The organism is Stenotrophomonas sp. 115C5 (assembly GCF_056861055.1).
Window position 1 is genome coordinate 149,204 of record NZ_JBSPUQ010000002.1, and the last position, 20,583, is coordinate 169,786.

The window sequence follows — 20,583 nt, forward strand, 5'->3', positions numbered from 1 at the left end:
GGTCACATCTTCCGCGGCAGCCCGTCGTGGTTGCCAGGAACGTCCTCCAGGGGAAACGAGCACGATGCAAAGACACCACCTCGCGTTGGCCGCAGCGTTGGCCAGCCTGATGCTTGCCGGTTGCAGCCAGTCACCGTCACCCGGCGCCGAAGGCGCCAGCGATGCACCCAGCCGCCGCTTCGGCAGCATCGATTTCCAGCCCTGCACGCTGTCCACCGAAGGCGCCAGCGCCAACGTGGAGGCGCAGTGCGCCACCCTGCAGGTGCCGGAGGACCGGGCCCGGCCCGATGGCCGACGCATCGGCCTGCGCATCGCCTGGCTGGAATCGGGCAGCAGCGGCTCCAGCCAGCCAGATCCGGTGTTCTTCCTGGCCGGTGGTCCGGGCCAGGCCGCCAGCGAAGTGGCGGTCATCGTCGATACGGCGCTGCGCCAGGTGCGCAAGCAGCGCGACGTCTTCCTCGTCGACCAGCGCGGTACCGGCGGCTCCAATCCCCTCAACTGCCGTGGCGCGGATGGCAAGGACCTGGCCATGGACGAGGATGCCGCACCCACTGAAGCGTCGTTGCGCGATTACGCCGAGCGCTGCGCCGCTTCGCTGCAGGGGCGGGCCGATGCGCGCTTCTACACCACCACCGAGGCGATTGCTGATCTGGATGCGGTGCGTCAGGCGCTGGGCGTCGAGCGTATCAACCTGGTCGGCGGCTCCTACGGTACGCGCGTGGCCCAGCGCTATGCAGGTGCCTATCCACAGCACACGCGCAGCATCGTCATCGATGGCGTAGTGCCGAATGAGCTGGTGGTGGGCGGTGATTTCGCCACGACGTTCGAGGATGCGATCGCCCTGCAATCGGCGCAGTGCCGCAAGGATGCCGCCTGCAGCAAGCGCTTCCCGACCGACACCCGCGCGCAGCTGCGCAGCGTGGTCGAGACCCTGCGCCGTGCGCCGGTCTCGGTGGAGTATCGCGACCCCGGCACCAACCAGACCCGGCAGGATGTACTGAGTCCGGACAGCGTGATCGGCCTGGCGTTCGCCTTCTCCTATGTGCCGCAGTATTCCTCGCTGCTGCCGCTGGTTCTCGATGAAGCCGCGCATGGCCGCTATGCACCGCTGGCGTCGCTGGCACGTGGTGCGAACCGCAGCATGGATTTCCAGATCAATCGTGGCATGCAGTGGTCGGTGATCTGCAGCGAAGATGCGCCGCGCTACCACGCACCGGCCGAAGATCCCGAGCGCCTGTTCGGCAACGACGTGGCCAGTGCCTTCTTCGCCGCCTGCCCGGTATGGCCGCACCGGCCGGCACCGGCAGGCAATGCCGTGCCGCTGCGCAGTGACGTACCGGCGCTGCTGCTGTCCGGTGAGCTGGACCCGGTGACGCCGCCGCGCTATGCCGAGCAGGTGCTCAAGGGCCTGCCCAATGGCCGCGCGCTGGTCGCCCGCGGCCAGGGCCACGGCACGCTGACCGCCGGCTGCATGCCGCGCCTGCTCGGCCAGTTCATCGACAAGACCGATGCCAAGGCGCTGGATGCCGGCTGCCTGGACACGCTGAGCTACGTGCCGGCGTTCACCTCGTTCAACGGATGGGAACCATGATCGTCGCCGACAACCTGCACAAGGCTTTCGACACCCGCACGGGCCGCATCCAGGCGGTCTCCAACGTCGGCTTCCGCGCCGAGGATGGCCGCATCACCGGCCTGCTCGGCCCCAATGGTGCCGGCAAGACCACCACCATGCGCATGCTGTACACGCTGATGACCCCCGACCAGGGCAGCATCAGCGTCGATGGTGTCGATGCTGCGCGCAATCCGGTGGAAGTACGCCGCCACCTTGGCGTGCTGCCCGACGCGCGCGGTGTCTACAAGCGCCTGACCGCGCGCGAGAACATCGCCTACTTCGGCGAACTGCATGGTCTCTCGGCCGAGCGCATCCGCGAGCGCATCGAGGTGCTGTCACATGCACTCGACATGGGCGATATCCTCGACCGCCAGACCGATGGCTTCTCGCAGGGCCAGCGCACCAAGACCGCGATTGCCCGCGCGCTGGTGCACGACCCACGCAACGTCATTCTCGATGAGCCGACCAATGGCCTGGACGTGATGACCACGCGCGCACTGCGCCGCTTCCTGCTGGGTCTGCGCGAAGAGGGCCGCTGCGTGATCCTGTCCAGCCACATCATGCAGGAGGTGGCCGCGCTGTGCGATCACATCGTGATCATTGCCAAGGGCACGGTGATGGCTGCCGGCAGCGCCGATGAACTGCGTGCGCAGGCCGGCGAATCCAACCTGGAAGATGCGTTCGTGAAACTGATCGGCAGCGAAGAGGGCCTGCACGCATGAGCATGATGTCGACCCTGATGACGGTGATGCGCAAGGAACTGCGCGATCTTTCCCGTGATCGCCGCACGCTGCTGCTGACCCTGCTGTTCGGGCCGCTGCTGTACCCGGTGCTGCTGCTGGGCATGGGCAAGCTGGCCGAGAGCCGGGTACGCACCCAGATTGAACAACCGCTGCAGATTCCGACCATCGGTGCGGACAACGCCCCTAATCTGGTGCGTTTCCTTGCCGCGCAGGGACTGAACACCGCACCGGCACCGAAGGACCTGGCCGAGGCCATCCGCAGCCAGCAGATCGACGTGGCACTGCGCATCAGCGATGACTTCGGCAAGGACTGGGCCGACGGCAAGCCGGCGCTGGTGGAGGTGATCAAGGACAGTACCCGTCGCGCCGCAGAAGTGCCCAGCGCACGCCTGGAGGCGGCACTGGCGACCTACAATGGCCAGGTCGGTGCGCTGCGCCTGATGGCGCGTGGCATCGACGCACAGGTCGCGCGGCCGCTGGACGTGGCGCGCCAGGACCTGGCCAGTGCCGAAGCCAAGCGCGGCATGATCCTGTCGATGCTGCTGCCGGTGCTGCTCACGCTCACCTCGTTCATCGGTGGCGCCTACCTGGTGATGGACGCCACCGCTGGTGAGCGCGAGCGGCAGTCGCTGGAGCCGCTGCTGGCCACGCCGGGTTCGCGCAGCGCGATCGTCAGCGGCAAGATCGCCGCCGCCTGCGTGGTCGGGTTCGTGTCGCTGCTGCTGACCCTGGTCGCGTTCAAGGTGAGCGCACATATCGCGCCCGGCAACATCGGCCGCCAGTTCAACATGAATGTCGGTTCGATGCTGCAGATGCTGCTGGTGATGTTGCCGATGCTGATGATCGGCACCTCGCTGTTGACCTTCCTGTCGGCCGCGGCCAAGAGCATGAAGGAGGCGCAGAGCCACATGACCTGGCTGATGCTGCTGCCGATGATGCCCGGCTACGCGCTGGTGGCCTACCCGCTGAAGAGCGAGCTGTGGCAGTACGCCGTGCCGTTCCTGTCGCAGAACCAGATGCTGCTGAAGGTGATCCGCCACGAGACGATCACGCCGGCGGTCTGGGCCATCTACCTGGGCGCCAGCCTCGGCCTGGCCGCACTGCTGTGGTTCGCCGCGGTGCGGCGTTACCACAATGAGCGTCTGGCGATCTCCGGCTGACCGCCACGGGTAGCGCTGGGCCATGGCCGGCGTATATGAAACGAGGCCCGGTCATTCTGGGCCTCGTTGTTCTCAGGTTCGCGTTGCCTGCCAAGCGGCGAAGCGCTGGGCGATCGCCGGTGCCAGTCGATCGAAGTTCTCCCAGGTATCGGCGACGTGGTACAGCGAAAGGAGCTCGGCCCCCAGCTGTTCCTCATAGTCTTCGAGATACTGGCCATTCTCGAGGTCGTAGTACACAGCAGTGAACGTGTTGGCTTCATCGCTGACCAGGTCATCGACGAATTTGCCGTCGCTGCATTGAAGCAGGAACAGGCCCGGCGTCGTACTACGTTCCCGCAGCGCCTGCAGGTCTTCTTCTGCGTCCTCGGCGAGCTCTTCGCTTGCCATGCCCTGTAGCAGCAGCCATGCCAGGTACATACCGATGTGAGTGGCACCGGCCTCAGCCGGAAGATCTGAAGGGAAGTCACCCCCGGAATGCCAACTGGCGTCGTCGTACTTCATCTGTTCTCCTCCTGAATTCCGCAAATAGCTTAGGTCGAGAGGGCAGACAGCGGGAGCGTCGAATGCGTCAGCTACCGGAGTACCGCGCAGGCGTCACGCCCATCTCGCGCTTGAACACGGCGATGAAGGCGCTGGGCGTCTCGTAGCCCATCGACAGCGCGACGCTGATCACCGGCTCGCCCGCCAGCAGGTGTGGCAGCGCCAGCAGCACGCGCAGGCGTTGCCGCCACTGGCTTGGCGACAGACCGGTCTCGGCCAGCCAATGGCGGGCAAGGCTGCGGCCGGACAGGCCGCTGCTGGCGGCCCAGTCCTCGATGCTGCGGCCGTCTTCGGGTGCGCGCGCCAGTGCGGCGGCGATCTTCTGCAGTCGCCGGTCACGCGGTTGTGGCAGGGCAAGCGGCAGGGGCCTGCTGGCGGCAATCTCATCGGCGATCACACCGGCCAGTCGAGCCTGTGCAGCATCCAGTGGCTGATGGGGCCATCGCAGCGCACGTGTTGTCGCCGCCTGCAGCAGTGCATTGGGCTGGAAAATGCGCGGTGTGGCGGGCAGGTCCAGGCAGGCCTCGGCGTTGAAGTACAGGCTCCAGCCATCGAACCCGTCTGCGCTCAGCAGCGCGTGGGGCAGCAAGGGCGGTATCCAGGCGACGTGACCTGCGGGCAGCAGCCAGTGCAGGTCGTCGGCGGCGATCCGCAGCAGCCCCTGATGCGCACCCAGCAGCTGCCCACGGGCATGCCGGTGGCGGGCTGTGCGACGCATACCGCGTTGGCGCAGCCCGGCCGCCAGCACCACCGGTCCGTCGGCGGTTTCGGCCAACGCGGGGTCGAGTAATCCGGTGGTTGTCTGATCTGCCATATCAGTTGGCAGTTATACGGCAGAAACGTCGCGTCCGCGTCCCGACACTGGAGCCTACTTCAACGGAGCGCTTCCCCATGCAGCCACAGGACATTCTTCCCGACCATCAGAACGACGTGCAGGCGAACGGCGTCACCGTGCGCAAGGGCAGCGTGGGTGCTTTCCTGGCCAGCGTTCGTGACTGGCGGGATCCGTCCAGCGATCCCGCCTTCCGCGCCACTGCCGAAGCCGACCTGCGTGCGTTGCTGCCGGGCCTGCATGCGCTGGGCCTGTTCCAGGTGCTGGTCGCGCGCGATCCTGCCCTGCAGCGCCTGATTGATGGCGCGGCCTGAAACGGACAAGGCCCGGACGGACCGGGCCTTGGCGTCATGGAGGCGGCAGAAACGACTTAATCCCCTCCGTCCCCTTTTTTGCGGTCAGCCGCCCGGCGCGAACACCAGGGTGCGGCGGGTGGTGACCGGCGCGTTGACCGGCTCGAAGCGCCAGCGCTTGACCGCGTTCAGGGCTTCGCGGTCGAAGGTCCGTCCGGACGTCGCGCGCAGCACGCGGGCGCTGACCACTGAGCCGTCGGTGCCGACGGTGATCTCCACCAGCACTTCGCCCGACGTTCCCGAACGCAGGGCTTCGGCCGGATAGCGCGGCGCTGGCGTACTGACCGGGCGCAGGGTGGGAGCTGCGACGGCGGCTGCCTGGCGCGCGGCGCTGGCCTGCTGGGCGGCGGCCTGCTGCTGCTTCTGTTCGGCATCGCGACGGGCCGCGGCCTGGCGCTCGGCCTCCTGGCGCTCGTTGTCGCGGCGTGCGGCATCCTGCTGCGCCGCGATCTGCTTGGCCGCGTCGGCTTCCTTGGTGCGTTGTTCGGCCAGGCGCTGCTGTTCGATCTGCTGCTTGCTGCGGTCCTCGGCGTCCTTCTTTGCCTTCTCGGCTTCGGTCTCGGTGCGCTTGGCCGCGTTTTCCACGCCCTTGGCCAGGCCTTCCTTCAGGCGCGGCAGGGCGGGGGCGGAGGCATCCACCTTCTCGATCAGTGCCACCAGGCGCTGCGCCTCGGTGTAGTCCTCGCGGCCCAGGTGCTGCTCGGCGGCGATCAGGGTGTAGGGCAGCAGATCGGTCAGTGCGCTCTTCACCGAAGCGTCGTCCGGCGTCTTGTCACGCAGGGCGAGGTAGTACTCGATGGCGTTGTCGCCGGCCGGTGCATACATGCGGTTCTCGCGCAGCGCCTGGCTGGCCGACTCGCGCAGCTGCTCGGTACCCATCGACTGCACCTTGGCAGCGACCACCGGTGCGGCGGGTGCAGCAGCGGCAGGCGCCGTGGCGGCAGCAGGCACTGCGGATTCTTCCTTGCCCGAGCAGGCGGCCAGTGCCAGTGCCAGGGCAACCGGCAGCCACCGGCGCGCGGCGGTGATCGTTGAGACGTGCGACATCCTGCTCCCCTCTAGAAGACGACGTGACGTAAATCATTGATACGCATGGCCGGGACCTGGGGTCCGGGCGCGGAACGATGACGTTTCCCGACGCCACCGCCGGCAACGGCGAGGGTGCAATCTAGCATCCCGGCCACCGCCGCGTACAAGGGGCGGTGGCCGGCACGGGGCAGTGGCGAAGCGCCGCTGCCGGTTGCCGCATCAGTGGTCGTGCGACTTGCTGTGGCTGTTGGACATCAGCTTGTCGGTCCAGGCGATGCCGATCGCCGAGAGGATGAACACGCAGTGGATGATGGTCTGCCACAGCACGCCGTCCTGGGTCAGCATCGAGCAGCGGGCGACACCGATGTTGGCAGCGGCCACGCTCATCTGCTCCGGCGTGCAAAGCGGGATGCCGCCCAGCGCACCGCTGGCGATGAACGTCTTCAACAGGTGGATCGAGGAGATGCCGATGATCGCCATCGCCAGCTTCACCTTCAGCACGCTGGCGTTGACGTGGCTCAGCCATTCCGGCTGGTCCGGGTGGCCTTCCAGGCGCAGGCGCGAGACGAAGGTCTCGTAGCCGCCGACGATCACCATCACCAGCAGGTTGGAGATCATCACCACGTCGATCAGGCCCAGCACGATCAGCATGATCTGCTGTTCACCCATCGAGGCCGAATGCGAGATCAGGTGCCACAGTTCCTTGCCGAACAGGAACACATAGACGCACTGCGCCACGATCAGGCCTAGGTACAGCGGCAGCTGCAGCCAGCGCGAGGCGAAGATCAGCGTGGACAGCGGGGAGAGCGGCGGGCGGTTTGCACTCATGCGGAGGATGCTGCGTTGCGGGGGAGAGGCGAGGTTACCGGCCTGCCGTGACGGTGCCAACCCAACTCACGCACTAGACTTCAGGTTCCTTTCCGCACCCCGAGCCGCCGCCATGATCGACCTGTATTACTGGCCCACCCCGAACGGCCACAAAGTGACCCTGCTGCTGGAAGAAGCCGGCCTGGAGTACCGCATCCACCCGGTCAACATCGGCTCGGGCGACCAGTTCAAGCCGGAATTCCTCGCCATCTCGCCCAACAACAAGATGCCGGCCATCGTCGACCAGGCCCCGGCCGATGGCGGCGCCCCGCAGAGCGTGTTCGAGTCCGGCGCGATCCTGCTGTACCTGGCCGAAAAGACCGGCCAGTTCCTGCCCAGCGACCCGCGCGGCCGTGTGACCACCCTGGAATGGCTGTTCTGGCAGATGGCCGGCCTGGGCCCGATGAGCGGCCAGATGGGCCACTTCAACGTGTACGCGCCGGAAAAGATCCCGTATGCCATCGAGCGCTACGACAACGAAGTGCGCCGCCTGCACGGGGTGATGGACAAGCGCCTGGCCCAGCACGCGTTCCTGGCCGGCGACGCGTACACCATCGCCGACATGGCCAGTTATCCGTGGATCGGCGCCTACGACAAGCTGCCGGTGGATTTCGCCGCGTTCCCGAACCTCAAGCGCTGGCACGACGCCATCGCCGCACGCCCGGCCACCCAGCGCGCCTATGCCCTGCGCCAGCAGGTGAACCCCAACGCCGGCAAGCCGCTCAGCGACGAAGAGCGCAAGCACCTGTTCGGCCAGCGCTGACCCGGTACGGTGGGTGCCGACCGTTGGTCGGCACTCGTCAGCACGCCTTATGGGCAAAAGGTCATGCTGCCTTCCTGCACGGGCTTGGTTAGGATGGGGAACGACCGCCCCGTGCTCCGAGCCGGGGTGGACCTGCCGTTTGCCGGGATCCTCCATGCGCCACCTGTTCGCTTCGCTCGCCCTCATGCTCGCCACCACAACCGCCGCCCACGCTGAAAAGCTGACCCTGGAAGCCATCACCGGCCCGCTGCCGTTGTCCGGCCCGACCCTGATGAAGCCGAAGGTGGCGCCCGATGGTTCGCAGGTCAGTTTCCTGCGTGGCAAGGACAGCGACCGCAACCAGCTGGACCTGTGGACCTATGACATCGGCAGCGGCCAGACCCGCCTGCTGGTCGATTCCAAGGTGGTGCTGCCCGGCACCGAGACCCTCAGCGATGAGGAAAAGGCACGCCGCGAGCGCCAGCGCATCGCCGCGATGACCGGCATCGTCGATTACCAGTGGTCGCCGGACGCGCAGCGCCTGCTGTTCCCGTTGGGCGGCGAACTGTATCTGTACGACCTCAAGCAGCAGGGCCAGGCCGCGGTACGCCAGCTGACTCACGGTGAAGGTTTCGCCACCGACGCCAAGCTGTCGCCCAAGGGCGGCTTTGTCAGCTTCATCCGCGGCCGAAACCTGTGGGTGATCGACCTGGCCAGTGGCAAGCAGCTGCAGCTGACCCGTGATGGCAGCACCACCATCGGCAACGGCGTGGCCGAGTTCGTCGCCGATGAAGAAATGGACCGCCACACGGGCTACTGGTGGGCACCGGATGATTCGGCCATCGCCTTCGCCCGCATCGACGAGGCACCGGTGCCGGTGCAGAAGCGCTACGAGGTCTACGCCGACCGCACCGATGTGATCGAACAGCGTTACCCGGCCGCCGGCGACGCCAACGTGCGCGTGCAGCTGGGCGTGATCGCACCGGCCGCCGACGCGCAGCCGCGTTGGGTCGACCTCGGCAAGGAACAGGACATCTATCTGGCCCGCGTCGATTGGCGCGATGCGCGGCACTTGAGCTTCCAGCGCCAGTCGCGTGACCAGAGGCAGCTGGACCTGGTGGAAGTGGCGCTCGATTCCAACCGTCAGCGCGTGCTCGCCCACGAGACCAGCCCGACCTGGGTGCCGCTGCACAACAGCCTGCGCTTCCTGGAAGACGGCAGCGTGCTGTGGTCGTCCGAGCGCACCGGCTTCCAGCACCTGTACCGCATCGACGGCAAGGGCAAGGCCACCGCGCTGACCCACGGCAACTGGCCGGTGGACGAACTGCTGGCGGTCGATGAAAAGGCCGGCAAGGCCTACTTCCGTGCCGGCATCGAGACCTCGCGCGAAAGCCAGATCTACGCGGTGTCGCTGCAGGGCGGCGAGCCGCAGCGCCTGTCGAAGGCACCGGGCATGCACAGCGCCACGTTCGCCCGCAATGCCAGCGTCTACGTTGACAGCTGGTCCAACAGCACTACGCCGCCGCAGATTGAACTGTTCCGCGCCAACGGCGAGAAGATCGCTACGCTGGTGGAGAACGACCTGGCCGATCCCAAGCATCCGTATGCGCGCTACCGCGATGCGCAGCGCCCGGTCGAGTTCGGCACGTTGACGGCTGCCGATGGCAAGACCCCGCTGAACTACAGCCTGATCAAGCCGGCCGGCTTCGATCCGTCCAAGCGCTACCCGGTGGCGGTGTACGTCTACGGCGGCCCGGCCAGCCAGACCGTCACCGACAGCTGGCCCGGCCGTGGCGACCACCTGTTCAACCAGTATCTGGCCCAGCAGGGCTACGTGGTGTTCTCGCTGGACAATCGTGGCACCCCGCGACGTGGCCGCGACTTCGGTGGTGCGCTGTATGGCAAGCAGGGCACGGTGGAAGTGACCGACCAGCTGCGCGGCGTGACCTGGCTGAAGCAGCAACCGTGGGTGGACCCGGCGCGCATCGGCGTGCAGGGCTGGTCCAACGGTGGCTACATGACCCTGATGCTGCTGGCCAAGGCCTCGAACCAGTACGCCTGTGGCGTGGCCGGTGCGCCGGTGACCGACTGGGGCCTGTATGACAGCCATTACACCGAACGCTACATGGATCTGCCGGCGCGCAATGAAGCGGGTTACCGCGAAGCGCGCGTGCTGACCCATATCGACGGCCTGCGCTCGCCGCTGCTGCTGATCCACGGCATGGCCGACGACAACGTGCTGTTCACCAATTCGACCAGCCTGATGAGCGCGTTGCAGAAGCGTGCACAGCCGTTCGAGCTGATGACCTACCCGGGTGCCAAGCATGGCCTGTCCGGCGCCGATGCCCTGCATCGCTACCGCGTGGCCGAAGCCTTCCTGGGACGTTGCCTGAAGCCCTGATCCGCAGCCGGGAAGGAGCCCGCCGATGACCCTGCCACCACCGATTCCCGCCCATCGACAGACGTCCGCCGGTTGGTGGTGCCGTCATTGGCGCTGGGCGATGCCGCTGACGGTGGTGCTGGTGCTGGGCGGCGCAGGTGGCGTGGTGACCTGGAGCGTGCTGCGCTGGAGCGAGGCGGCACGCGAGAGCCCGCCGATGCGCGAAGCGCTGCGTCGCGCGGGCTGCAGCATCGAACTGGTGGAAGCCTTCGGCGAGCCGCTGCATATCGAATCGATGCCGCTGGGCAGCATGCAGACCGCGATCAACGGCCAGCGCGATGTCGGCCTGACCGTGGCCCTGGAAGGACCGCATGCGCACGGCCGGTTGTTCGTGCAGGGCAGCCGTCGCGATGAAGTCTGGGATTACCCGGTGATGTATGTACTGGCCGAAGACAAGCAGACCTTCGATCTGACCGCGCTGGATGACGACGAGGCTGCGGGAGAGTGCGAGTTGCAGGCCTGCCGTGATCGCGGCGAATGCCCGCTGACCGCGGCGTTGTGACCTCCGCTTGAAGCGGCGGGAGTAGCGCCGACCGTCAGTCGACTGTCGCGCGCAGCGCGGGGCTTTGGCTTGGTCGCCGTGTCGTAAGCGGGACCTCCTACATCGGGGTGCTGAGCCGTGAGAATGCCCTGCCACACATGCTTGGCTGGGGCTGTCGCGGTTGACCATTGCGACCTTGCCCGCATTCCTCTAGAGATTGATCGAAACGTATCGTGCTGCCCCAGGCAGCCGACGTCGGTCCTGTCCCGGAGGTCCATGCAATTCGAATAGAAGCGATCAGGATGCTGGCGGCGTTGCAGCTCTACACGCCGGTATGGCTCTCGCAGACCATGGCCGCTGAGCCATTCGTGGAGGCGCTTGCCGATACATCGGTGGTACAGGCAGAGCAGCGCCTGCGTGCGAGTGGCGACACCGTGGAATGGGTGCGTCTGGTTCGAGTGAATGAGCTTGCGTCGGCCGCAGACGAGATTACCGTCAACCTGTATGACGTTGTTCTCCACCTTGTCCGCGATCCTTCCGTCCCTTTGTTCGAAACCGCGGAAGAGGTCATGTACCGCCCTGATGGTGCGCAGGGCGTCCATCGCGAAGTTGTCACGATGTCCAGCGTGCAATGGACGGGAACGGCGAAAAGCACGTCCCCGGATGCAAACCCAAGCTCAGCCAGCCGCAGCGCATAAGCATCAGATTGAGTGCCTCGGGCGCACGCGCGGGGTTCAGGCACGGCGTCTGGCGCTATACCCTCAACGATGATCAGCTGGTGAAGCGCGATACGCGCCGCGCTGTGTTCAATGAGCGCAATGATGTGAGGGACCGGCGGCCAGACTATCAGGTGTCGCAAGCGCCAGTTATTTGAGTATCGCTGGCATGGCGAGGCCGAATTTCAGCGCTTCAGATCTGACCAATCCTGAGCTTGCATAGGGAGATTTTGTCGCATGCTACTCGACATCGCTGTCTCCCACAGCCTATGTGACGAAAGTCTCCAAGTGGTCAGTAGCAAGGCCGTAGCGTTCGTCATGCCATGTGGCACCGATACTACGAGTAGATCATGAAAACAGCTCTATTCTCTCTGGCCGCCGTGCTATTCAGTAGCGCATCCTGGCCTGCGCAGGCGGCATCCAAGTTCATTGAGATTCCTGTCGGCGGATGGGATCCCGGTATGCAGATTCGTAAGCAGCACGAGGATAGCATTGTCGACTGGATTCGCCGTGTCGACGTTCACCCAGAGGCATTGTCCGACAATGTGATCGAAGTGGATCTCTTCGATGCAATCGTGCGATTGAAGCGCACTGCAGGCCCGCGATTGAATGCGGCTCCAGACCCGGTCTATGTCCCGGCGGGCACGGATGCAGGAGCAGTGGCCGCGATGCCCTCTGCCCGGCTTCGTTGGACCGGAACGATGGCATCTACATCTACATCTACTTCTACATCTAAGGCACCGTCTTCGTGCGTGGATGCGGAGAGAGCGGTTCGGATCACCGAGGCTGCTGACGGACAACTAAGGGCCATCTTTGACATTGGGAGCTTTCGATACGAACTGCAAGACGGTGTGCTGATTCGAAAGGATTTTCGCCGGCTTCCACGCGAGGCACCGGTTCGCGATGTCAGCCCGGATGCACTCGATGCGGTCAGTTCTGACGACGTTGAGCAAGAGGCGAAATCGACAGTACGTGTTCTGTTTGGCTACGGAACTACGGCCCTCGGCGATGACCGCGAGGTGGTCTTCGCAGAAATGCGGGAGGCCGTCTGTTTAGCCAACGAGAGTTTCTCTCATAGCGGAATCAAGGTTGAACTCGAGCGCGCCGCCAACGTCCTTTCCGGCTATCAGGAAACCGGTGTTACTCAGACGCTTGACGATCTGGTTGCCGGAAGAAGAGGCGCACTCGGCGTCATGCATCAGGTTCGTGATATTGAGAAGGCAGACATCGTGCTGATGATCATTGATACCGGTCCGTCACGGTCGGTCTGTGGGCAATCGCAGCGCGTGCTTGCGACGAAGGAAACCGCATTCGCGGTAGTGGAACGGAATTGTCTCGGTGCCACGACCAGCAGCCTTGCCCACGAGATCGGGCACCTGTTCGGTGCAGATCATGAGCCCGCGAACGCCACCGTACGTCCCCCGAGATTTTCTTATGGCCATGGCTATAAGGCGCCGGAAAATGCGCCTGGACGATGGAGGACACTGATGTCCTATGAATGCTCCGGAGCACCATGTGGACGGATAAATCTCTGGTCGTCACCTGACCTCAGTCATAACGGTTTGCCCGCAGGGACGAAAGAGACCCATCACAACGTCAGAGTGTTGAATGAGACCCGAGGGGTGATTGCCAATTTCTACCCCGAGCCATGACCGGATACCCGAGCGGGCGGGCGCATTCATGCCGGTCCGCCCGTGACCTCCAGCCGATTGTCGGCATCGCCGAGAGCGCGTAGGGTGCGGGCAACCCTGTCCTGGAATGCACCATGAAGCCAATCGCGTTGGCCGTTGCCCTGGCCCTGACTGCCGCACCTCTGCTGTCCGCACCGCCGGCCCTGGCTGCGCCGGCTGCCAAGGCCACTACTCCGGCCAGCCCGGCCTGGGTTGCCCGCAGCAATGCGCTGGCGCAGATCCTGCTCGATGCACAAGGCCCGTTCCAGCCGGAGGAAACCGGCTTCTTCGGCGTTCCCGGCTACGACGACAAGGTCGCAGACCTTGGCCCGGACAACGGCAAGCGCTATCGCGCCGCGATGGCCAAAGCCCGCGATGAACTCAAGGCAAAGCTGGTCACCGAGAAGGATCCCAACGTCCGCCAGGACCTGGAGATCATGATCCACGCCGCCAGCCAGAACATCGAAGGCAGCGAGCTCAACGAGAAATACCTGCTGCCGTGGAGTGATGCGCCGCAGACCGTGTTCAGCGGCCTCAACCTGCTGCTGTCCGACCAGGTGCCGGCCGAGCGCCGGGCCAAGGCGCTCGACCGCCTCAAGGCCTATGCCGGCCTGCAGCCGGGCGGCACCGCCTTCACCACGTTGGCCCGCCAGCGCTACGAGGAACGGCTGAAGGACAGCAGCCTGCTGCAGCCGACGAAGATCGAAGTGCAGCAGTCGCTGGATAATGTCGAAACCTACATCACCGGCATCGAGTCGCTGCTGAAGAAGTACCAGATTGCCGGTGCCGATGAAGCGATGAAGACCCTGGCCGGGCAGATGAAGGACTACGCCGCCTGGACCCGCAAGGAGGTGCTGCCGAAGGCGCGTGCCGACGCACGCCTGCCGGCGCCGCTGTATGCCTACCAGCTCAAGCAGGTCGGCATCGATATCGATCCGAAGCTGCTGATGCAGCGCGCGCAGCTGGAGTTCATGGAAACCCGCTCGGCGATGCAGCAGCTGGCGCCGCTGGTGGCGAAGGACAAGGGCCTGAAGGTGGCCGACCCGAGCGATCCGGTAGCGGTGATCCGCGCACTGAAGGCCGACAAGATCGCCGACGACCATCTGGAAGGCCACTACCGCAAGGTGATCGATGCGATCGACCCGCTGATCCGTGAACACGCCATCGTCGACGTACCCAAGCGTGCCATGCAGATGCGCCTGGGTTCGGCCGCCGAGAGCGCGGCCAGCCCGGCCCCGCATTTCCTGCCGGCGCCACTGGTCAACAACACCGGGCAGCAGGGCACCTTCGTGCTGCCGCTGGGCAACCCAGCCGCAGGACCGGGCGCACAATACGACGACTTCAACTTCGGTGCGGCGGCATGGACGCTGAGCGCGCATGAAGGCCGCCCCGGCCACGAGCTGCAGTTCACCGCCATGGTCGAACGTGGCGTGTCGCTGGCACGCACGATGTTCGCGTTCAATTCGGTGAACGTGGAAGGCTGGGCGCTGTATGCCGAGGCCGAGATGGTGCCGTACGAGCCGCTGGACGGTCAGATGATCGCCCTGCAGTTCCGCCTGCTGCGTGCCGCGCGCGCGATGCTGGACCCGATGCTCAACCTCGGCCTGACCGACCGCGCCAACGGCGAGCGTGTACTGATCGAGCAGGTTGGCCTGTCCAAGGCGATGGCCACCCAGGAACTGGACCGCTACATGGTGCGGATGCCGGGCCAGGCCGGCAGCTACTTCTACGGCTACACCCGCATCCTGGAGCTGCGCATGCAGACGGAGCTGGCACTGGGCGCGAAGTTTGACCGCCTGGCGTTCAACAACTTCCTGCTCGACCAGGGCCTGCTGCCGCCGGACCAGCTGGCCGATGCGGTGAACAAGGTGTTCGTGCCGAAGTACAAGCGCTGAGCATTACGGGTAATGCCGGCCGCTGGCCGGCACTACCCGCGGTGACGCTGCCGCGTCACCGCTGCGGGGTGATCACCTGTGTCGGCAATCGCGCCGGCGGTGCCGGATTCGGCACCCAGATCGCGACGCCGGCGGCGCGCTTCTGCGTCGTCGGAATACCGATGCCGACGCCGCCACCGACGTGCGAACCGAACGTGCCGGCGCCCACCGACATGCCCACCGGCGAGCCGCTGCTGCCCACGCCCATCAGCACCACGCCGTTGGCGCCGAGCGCGGCGGCCTCACGCTTCAGGCGTGCCACAGCGGCATCGGTCTGGCCCTGGGTGCCGAAGCCGACGGCGGACGCCGATTCCAGCTGGGCAATTTCCTGGGAACCGGCCGGTGGCGTCGAGTAGATCTGCACCAGCGCCGGATCGATCGGTGCGCGGGCGCGGCCCAGCATCACCTTGGAGGTGCTGGCACAGCCAGCGGCGACCAGCAGGATGGCCGCCAACGCGGCCCAACGGATGTTCATGGCACGACCCCTGTAGGACTGGTTGCGATCATCGGCGGGCCACTCTGAATCGGCGCCAACACCCGGGCCAGGGCACGCACCGCAGCACGCTAGCACGGTGCGGGTGACAGCTCCGCCAATGGCAGTAGGCGGCGGCGGCGGGAACGTCTATGGTTGGGGCAGGAACCAACTGCGGGAGAGCGGCATGGGTGTGATCAGTCTGTTGTGGGGCGTACTGGCGCTGTTGTGGATGATCCTGGCGCTGATTCCACTGCTCGGCTGGGGCAACTGGTTCCTGATCCCGTTCGCTGCGGTGGGCGCGGTCATCGCCGCGCTGGGCATCCTGTTCACCCACCCGAGCAAGCGTGGCCGGGCCTGGGCCGGCCTGGTCCTGAACGGCATCGTGGTGGTGGTCGGCATCCTCCGCCTCGGCCTGGGTGGCGGCGTGATCTGAGCCTGCGCCCGGGTGCGACAGGGCGTCGCAGGCGCACGGCCGATGGCCGGGCAGGGGCGTACAATGAATGGCTGCGCGAGCCCCCCGCGTGCCTGTGAATCCGCGCCCGGCGCGGCTGCCCCATGATCATCCGACCCCGTCCCCACGGCTGGCAACTGCTGTACATCCTGCGCGGTTCGATCGTCAAAGCGATCGCGCCCAAGGTGCTGGCCATCCTGATCCTGTCCATCGCCGTGGCTGCGGTGGTGGAACTGGCACCCCCGACCGGCATCGAACGCGTGTCGGTCACGCCGTTCACCCTGCTTGGCCTGGTGCTGTCGATCTTCCTCAGTTTCCGCAACAGCGCCTGCTACGAGCGCTGGTGGGAAGGTCGCAAGCTGTGGGGCCAGCTGGTCTACGAATCGCGTTCGCTGGCCCGCCAGGTGAACCTGCTGCTGGCCGATGACACCGGCCGTCGCCGCCGCATCGCCTACCTCACCACCGCCTTCGCCCATGCATTGGCCGGTCGCCTGCGCGGGCGCATCGTGGCGCTGATGGCCCTGCCGTGGCTGGACAAGCGCCAGCGCGAACAACTCGGGCAGCGTGAGAACGTGCCCGACGCGCTGCTGTCGATGATCGCGGCCGAGCTGGCCCAGGCCCTGCGCGCCGGTGACCTCGATCCCATCCTCTACACCCAGCTGGAAGAGCGCCTGCACGCGATGTCGTCGATCCAGGCCGGCTGCGAGCGCATCCTCACCACCCCGCTGCCGTTCGCCTACACCCTGCTGCTGCACCGCTGCGCGTGGATGTTCTGCGTGCTGCTGCCGTTCGGCCTGGCCAGTTCGCTGGGCTGGGGCACACCGGTGCTGTCGGCGGTGCTGGCCTATGCCTTCTTCGGCCTGGACCAGCTGGGCGAAGAAATGGAAGACCCGTTCGGTCTGGAGCCGAACGACCTGCCGCTGGACGCGCTGGTGCGCACGATCGAGATCGACCAGCTCGACGCGCTCGGCGAACGCCCATTGCCCGAACCCCTGCTGCCGCAGGGTTACCTGTTGCAATAGCCACTCCTCGGAGCCTGCCATGTCCCACCCGCTTTACCGCCCGCGCCGCATGCGCCATGACGAGTTCTCGCGCCGCCTGATGCGCGAGAACACGCTGACCACCGACGACCTGATCTACCCGGTGTTCGTGCACGAGCTGGCCGGCCGCACCGCGGTGCCGTCGATGCCGGGCGTGGAGCGGCTGTCGATCGAAGAGCTGCTGAAGGTGGCCGAAGAAGCGCTGGAGCTGGGCATTCCGGTGATCGACCTGTTCCCGGTGATCGACCCGTCGCTGAAGTCGCTGGATGCGTCGGCGGCGTGGGCCGAGGACGGTCTGGCGCAGCGTGCGATCCGCGCGCTGAAGTCGCGCTTCCCGGAGCTGGGAGTGATGACCGACGTGGCGCTGGACCCGTACACCACCCACGGCCAGGACGGCATCATCGATGACAAGGGCTATGTGCTGAACGACATCACGGTCGAAGCGCTGGTCAAGCAGTCGGTGTCGCACGCCGAGGCCGGTGTGGACATCGTCTCGCCGTCGGACATGATGGACGGCCGCATCGGCGCGATCCGCCGTGCGCTGGATGTCGGCAACCACATCAACGTGCGCATCATGGCGTACTCGGCCAAGTACGCCTCGGCGTTCTACGGTCCGTTCCGTGATGCGGTGGGCAGCGCGGCCAGCCTCGGCAAGGCCGACAAGAAGACCTACCAGATGGACCCGGCCAACGGCGACGAGGCCCTGCGCGAGATCGCGCTGGATCTGGAAGAGGGCGCCGACATGGTGATGGTCAAGCCGGGCATGCCGTACCTGGACCTGGTGCGCCGGGTGAAGGAAACCTTCGGCGTGCCGACCTTCGCCTATCAGGTGAGTGGCGAGTACGCGATGATGAAGGCCGCCTTCGCCAACGGCTGGCTGGACGAGCGCGCCTGCGTGCTGGAGTCGCTGCTGGGCTTCAAGCGGGCCGGTGCCGATGGCGTGCTGACCTATTTCGCGCCGCAGGTGGCGCGATGGCTGCGCGAGCGCTGACAATAGCGCCACGATAGACGGAGGAATACGCGATGGGACCCGAACTGGGATGGATGCAATGGTTGATCTGGGGCATCGGTACGCTGGTGTTCGGCGCCATCATCGTCGGTGTCTTCATCGCCGCCTGGCGGGCTGGCAAGCGCCCGCCGGAGCAGCTCTCCGCCGCCCGCCACGTGGCCCGTGAGCAGGCCCTGCCGGACAGCGTTCAGGCCGAGCTGGCCGCCTTGAACCAGCGCAAGGACAACGGCCAGCTGAGCGAACTGGAATACGAACAGTTGCGCGCCAAGGTGTTGTCGCGCTGACGGGTGGGTGCCAACCTTGGTTGGCACTTTCCTGCATGCCAACCAAGGTTGGCATCTACCGAGCGGCAGGCACGCACCCCGCAACCGCCGCCACTTTCGGCACCGCCAGCCGGTACACATCCACGCCACCGGCACGTGGTGCCTTCGCCGCGCTGCTGGCGACCATCATCTCGCCCGGCTTGGCGTTGTCGATCACCGGCGCGCCGGTCCAGCCGCCGGCCTGGTTGAATGACAGCCCCAATGGCTGCAGCGCCGCGCCGGTCCACGCACAGCCGCTGCTCCACACTTGCGCGGTCGCGCCGCTGCCACGACTGAACACCACGGCGCCATCCTGGCCCAGCCAGTCGCCGTCGGTCTCGTCGTCTGCACTGTTCAATGTGGTCAGTGCGATGGCCGGGCCACGCAGGCCCTGCGCATCCAACGTCGCGACGAACAGGTCCCAGCCGGTGCTACCGCCCTGCTGCCGAGCAAACAACAGCCGCTGGCCATCCGCGCTCAGGGCCGGCCCGCGCTCTTCCCGGCGCCCGCCATCACCGGCCAGGGCCTGCGCGCTGTCCAGCTGGCCATCGGCGGCCAGCGCGGCCCGATACAGCGCCAGCTTGCCCTCGCGGCCGGCCGCGAACAGCAGCCAGCGGCCGTCGCGGCTGAAGTAGGGATCACGGGCCTCACCGGCCACACCTACCGGCAAGGCCTGCGCCTGCTGCCAGCGGCCGTCGACCACGCGCGCCTCCCACAGGCCCCAGCCAGCTTCGCTGCGGCGGGCGAAGACGATGCGCTGGCCATCGGCGCTGATCGTGGCGCGGCCCTCGTCGGCACGGGTGGAGACCACGCCCATGCCTTCGATGCCGTACTCGTTCAACGCCATCGCCACGGGGGCAGAGAGTAGACTGGCGGCAAGCACCAGCAGGGGCGGGGTGATGCGCATCATCCGGGTCCGTGCACGAAAGAGCATCAGTCTAGCCAGCTTGAGGATTCCATGACCGACCGTTACGCCGTCTTCGGACACCCCGTTGCCCACTCGAAGTCGCCGCAGATCCACGCGACGTTCGGTCGCCAGGAAGGCATCGCGGTGGATTACCGCGCGATCGACCTGGCCCCGGATGCGTTCCTGGCCGGCCTGGAAGCCTTCGCCGCCGACGGCGGTGTCGGCGCCAACGTCACCTCGCCGCACAAGGAAGCCGCATTCTCGGTGTGCACCACCCTGACCGCACGTGCGCGCCGCGCCGGCTCGGTCAACACGCTGCTGCGCAAGGGCGACCGCTGGCATGGCGACACCACCGATGGCATCGGCCTGGTGCGTGACCTCACCGACCGTCATGGCCTGGACCTGCGTGGCCGCCGCATGCTGCTGATCGGTGCCGGTGGCTCCGCGCGCAGCGTCGCCCCGGCCTTCCTCGATGCCGGCATCACCGAGCTGATGGTGGTCAACCGCACGCCGGAACGCGCCGATGAACTGATCGACGCGATGGGCGAACCGGGCCGCGCGATCAGCCGCTACTGGGAAGACCTGCGTGACCTGGGCGACTTCGAACTGATCGTCAATGCCACCTCGGCCGGCCGCGACCGCGACGTCGAGTTCAAGCTGCCGCTGTCGCTGGTCAATTCGATGACCACCGCCGTCGACCTGAACTACGGCGAGGCCGCCATCGCCTTCCTGGCCTGGGCGCGTGCGGCGAACTGCCGCAATACCGTGGATGGCCTGGGCATGCTGGTCGAACAGGCGGCCGAGAGCTTCCTGCAGTGGCATGGCGTGCGCCCGCAGACCGACGAGATCTACCAGTCGCTGCGGCAGGGCTCGGCGGTGCTGGCCGGCGAGGACTGATCGATGGACAGCACAACGTTGATGGTGACCGTGCTGAGCATGGTCGGCGTGCGCCTGCCGGTACTGATCGCGCTGTGCATCGGCCTGGTCTGGGTGGTCGGCGCACCGCGCGATGCCACCCGCACCGGCGCCCTGGTCGGCCTGGTGCTGTTGCTGCTGTCCAGCCTGGGCGGCCTGGCGGCGGGCATCCTGCCGATGTGGCTGGTCAGCAGTGGCAACTTCAGCGCCATCTCGGGCATGGGCGCCATCCTCGGCGTGCTGCATTTCGCGCTGGCGATGGTCGAGGCCATCGGCGTGGTGCTGCTGGTGTGGGCACTGGTGCGCCTGCTGCGTAGCCGTACGATCCCGGTGGCCTGACCGGTAGCGCCGGGCCATGCCCGGCG

22 protein-coding genes are annotated in these 20,583 nt (G+C 66.4%); 16 read left to right on the forward strand and 6 right to left on the reverse strand.

Features of this window, described 5'->3' with window-relative positions; translation table 11 throughout:
- Positions 1 to 64: 64 nt before the first annotated feature.
- The 3 genes from AC13FN_RS04105 to AC13FN_RS04115 are packed head-to-tail and all read left to right on the forward strand — an operon-like array spanning position 65 to position 3,515.
- Positions 65 to 1,591, forward strand: coding sequence for an alpha/beta hydrolase (locus AC13FN_RS04105; protein ID WP_482984559.1), 1,527 nt, complete (start codon positions 65 to 67; stop codon positions 1,589 to 1,591).
- On the forward strand, positions 1,588 to 2,334 hold the full coding sequence (locus AC13FN_RS04110) for an ABC transporter ATP-binding protein (RefSeq protein ID WP_012512433.1): 747 nt from the start codon (positions 1,588 to 1,590) through the stop codon (positions 2,332 to 2,334). The genes AC13FN_RS04105 and AC13FN_RS04110 overlap by 4 nt, the downstream gene beginning before the upstream one ends.
- Entirely contained in the window at positions 2,331 to 3,515 is a 1,185-nt protein-coding gene (locus tag AC13FN_RS04115; protein WP_482984560.1) for an ABC transporter permease, read from the forward strand. Before AC13FN_RS04110 ends, AC13FN_RS04115 begins: the two co-directional genes overlap by 4 nt.
- Positions 3,516 to 3,587: 72 nt before the next feature.
- Here the strand turns inward: AC13FN_RS04115 and AC13FN_RS04120 are convergent, their stop codons facing one another.
- Together AC13FN_RS04120 and AC13FN_RS04125 are read right to left on the reverse strand one after the other, a co-directional pair.
- Entirely contained in the window at positions 3,588 to 4,016 is a 429-nt protein-coding gene (locus AC13FN_RS04120) for a DUF7832 domain-containing protein (RefSeq protein ID WP_197646124.1), read from the reverse strand.
- 67 nt (positions 4,017 to 4,083) lie between these two features.
- Entirely contained in the window at positions 4,084 to 4,869 is a 786-nt protein-coding gene (locus AC13FN_RS04125) for a helix-turn-helix domain-containing protein (RefSeq protein ID WP_482984561.1), read from the reverse strand.
- 77 nt (positions 4,870 to 4,946) lie between these two features.
- On the opposite strand from AC13FN_RS04125, the gene AC13FN_RS04130 reads away from it, so the two are divergent.
- Complete coding sequence (locus AC13FN_RS04130; RefSeq protein WP_197646120.1) at positions 4,947 to 5,201, forward strand: hypothetical protein; 255 nt, start codon at positions 4,947 to 4,949, stop codon at positions 5,199 to 5,201.
- An 84-nt stretch (positions 5,202 to 5,285) separates the two neighbouring features.
- On the opposite strand, the gene AC13FN_RS04135 is transcribed toward AC13FN_RS04130, so the two are convergent.
- The gene (locus tag AC13FN_RS04135) at positions 5,286 to 6,287 is read right to left on the reverse strand and encodes an energy transducer TonB (RefSeq protein WP_197646118.1); all 1,002 of its coding nucleotides are present in this window, start codon (positions 6,285 to 6,287) and stop codon (positions 5,286 to 5,288) included.
- A 201-nt stretch (positions 6,288 to 6,488) separates the two neighbouring features.
- Entirely contained in the window at positions 6,489 to 7,097 is a 609-nt protein-coding gene (locus tag AC13FN_RS04140; RefSeq protein WP_071228550.1) for a TIGR00645 family protein, read from the reverse strand.
- Between the two features lie 112 nt (positions 7,098 to 7,209).
- Here AC13FN_RS04140 and AC13FN_RS04145 point away from each other — a divergent pair, with 112 nt between their 5' ends.
- The 6 genes from AC13FN_RS04145 (at position 7,210) to AC13FN_RS04170 (ending at position 15,080) form a co-directional block, all read left to right on the forward strand.
- Positions 7,210 to 7,899, forward strand: coding sequence for a glutathione binding-like protein (locus AC13FN_RS04145; RefSeq protein WP_054172779.1), 690 nt, complete (start codon positions 7,210 to 7,212; stop codon positions 7,897 to 7,899).
- Positions 7,900 to 8,053: 154 nt separating this feature from the next.
- On the forward strand, positions 8,054 to 10,279 hold the full coding sequence (locus tag AC13FN_RS04150) for a S9 family peptidase (protein WP_049435818.1): 2,226 nt from the start codon (positions 8,054 to 8,056) through the stop codon (positions 10,277 to 10,279).
- A 25-nt stretch (positions 10,280 to 10,304) separates the two neighbouring features.
- Positions 10,305 to 10,820, forward strand: coding sequence for a cytochrome c oxidase assembly factor Coa1 family protein (locus tag AC13FN_RS04155; RefSeq protein ID WP_029379809.1), 516 nt, complete (start codon positions 10,305 to 10,307; stop codon positions 10,818 to 10,820).
- Between the two features lie 212 nt (positions 10,821 to 11,032).
- Positions 11,033 to 11,497, forward strand: a complete 465-nt coding sequence (locus AC13FN_RS04160; RefSeq protein WP_054172775.1) for a hypothetical protein — start codon at positions 11,033 to 11,035, stop codon at positions 11,495 to 11,497.
- A 368-nt stretch (positions 11,498 to 11,865) separates the two neighbouring features.
- Positions 11,866 to 13,167, forward strand: coding sequence for a M12 family metallo-peptidase (locus AC13FN_RS04165; protein WP_482984562.1), 1,302 nt, complete (start codon positions 11,866 to 11,868; stop codon positions 13,165 to 13,167).
- 113 nt (positions 13,168 to 13,280) lie between these two features.
- On the forward strand, positions 13,281 to 15,080 hold the full coding sequence (locus AC13FN_RS04170; protein WP_281055760.1) for a DUF885 domain-containing protein: 1,800 nt from the start codon (positions 13,281 to 13,283) through the stop codon (positions 15,078 to 15,080).
- Between the two features lie 55 nt (positions 15,081 to 15,135).
- Here the strand turns inward: AC13FN_RS04170 and AC13FN_RS04175 are convergent, their stop codons facing one another.
- Entirely contained in the window at positions 15,136 to 15,594 is a 459-nt protein-coding gene (locus AC13FN_RS04175; protein ID WP_010482223.1) for a hypothetical protein, read from the reverse strand.
- Between the two features lie 184 nt (positions 15,595 to 15,778).
- On the opposite strand from AC13FN_RS04175, the gene AC13FN_RS04180 reads away from it, so the two are divergent.
- The 4 genes from AC13FN_RS04180 to AC13FN_RS04195 all read left to right on the forward strand — a co-directional run bounded on the left by AC13FN_RS04180 (position 15,779) and on the right by AC13FN_RS04195 (position 18,378).
- Positions 15,779 to 16,027 (forward strand): hypothetical protein, encoded by a 249-nt coding sequence (locus AC13FN_RS04180; RefSeq protein ID WP_006475755.1) that lies wholly within the window; start codon positions 15,779 to 15,781, stop codon positions 16,025 to 16,027.
- A gap of 122 nt (positions 16,028 to 16,149) precedes the next feature.
- Positions 16,150 to 17,067, forward strand: a complete 918-nt coding sequence (locus AC13FN_RS04185; protein WP_010482217.1) for a bestrophin family protein — start codon at positions 16,150 to 16,152, stop codon at positions 17,065 to 17,067.
- 19 nt (positions 17,068 to 17,086) lie between these two features.
- Positions 17,087 to 18,076 (forward strand): porphobilinogen synthase, encoded by a 990-nt coding sequence (gene hemB, locus AC13FN_RS04190; RefSeq protein WP_312661464.1) that lies wholly within the window; start codon positions 17,087 to 17,089, stop codon positions 18,074 to 18,076.
- 32 nt (positions 18,077 to 18,108) lie between these two features.
- Positions 18,109 to 18,378 (forward strand): hypothetical protein, encoded by a 270-nt coding sequence (locus AC13FN_RS04195; RefSeq protein WP_043399449.1) that lies wholly within the window; start codon positions 18,109 to 18,111, stop codon positions 18,376 to 18,378.
- 55 nt (positions 18,379 to 18,433) lie between these two features.
- Here AC13FN_RS04195 and AC13FN_RS04200 read toward each other — a convergent pair whose 3' ends face one another.
- On the reverse strand, positions 18,434 to 19,306 hold the full coding sequence (locus AC13FN_RS04200) for a TolB family protein (protein ID WP_217014562.1): 873 nt from the start codon (positions 19,304 to 19,306) through the stop codon (positions 18,434 to 18,436).
- Between the two features lie 48 nt (positions 19,307 to 19,354).
- Here AC13FN_RS04200 and aroE point away from each other — a divergent pair, with 48 nt between their 5' ends.
- Together aroE and AC13FN_RS04210 are read left to right on the forward strand one after the other, a co-directional pair.
- A complete protein-coding gene (gene aroE, locus AC13FN_RS04205) occupies positions 19,355 to 20,200 on the forward strand; it encodes a shikimate dehydrogenase (protein ID WP_049435812.1) in 846 nt (281 codons plus the stop codon).
- 3 nt (positions 20,201 to 20,203) lie between these two features.
- Positions 20,204 to 20,557 (forward strand): hypothetical protein, encoded by a 354-nt coding sequence (locus AC13FN_RS04210; RefSeq protein ID WP_281055759.1) that lies wholly within the window; start codon positions 20,204 to 20,206, stop codon positions 20,555 to 20,557.
- Positions 20,558 to 20,583: the final 26 nt, after the last annotated feature.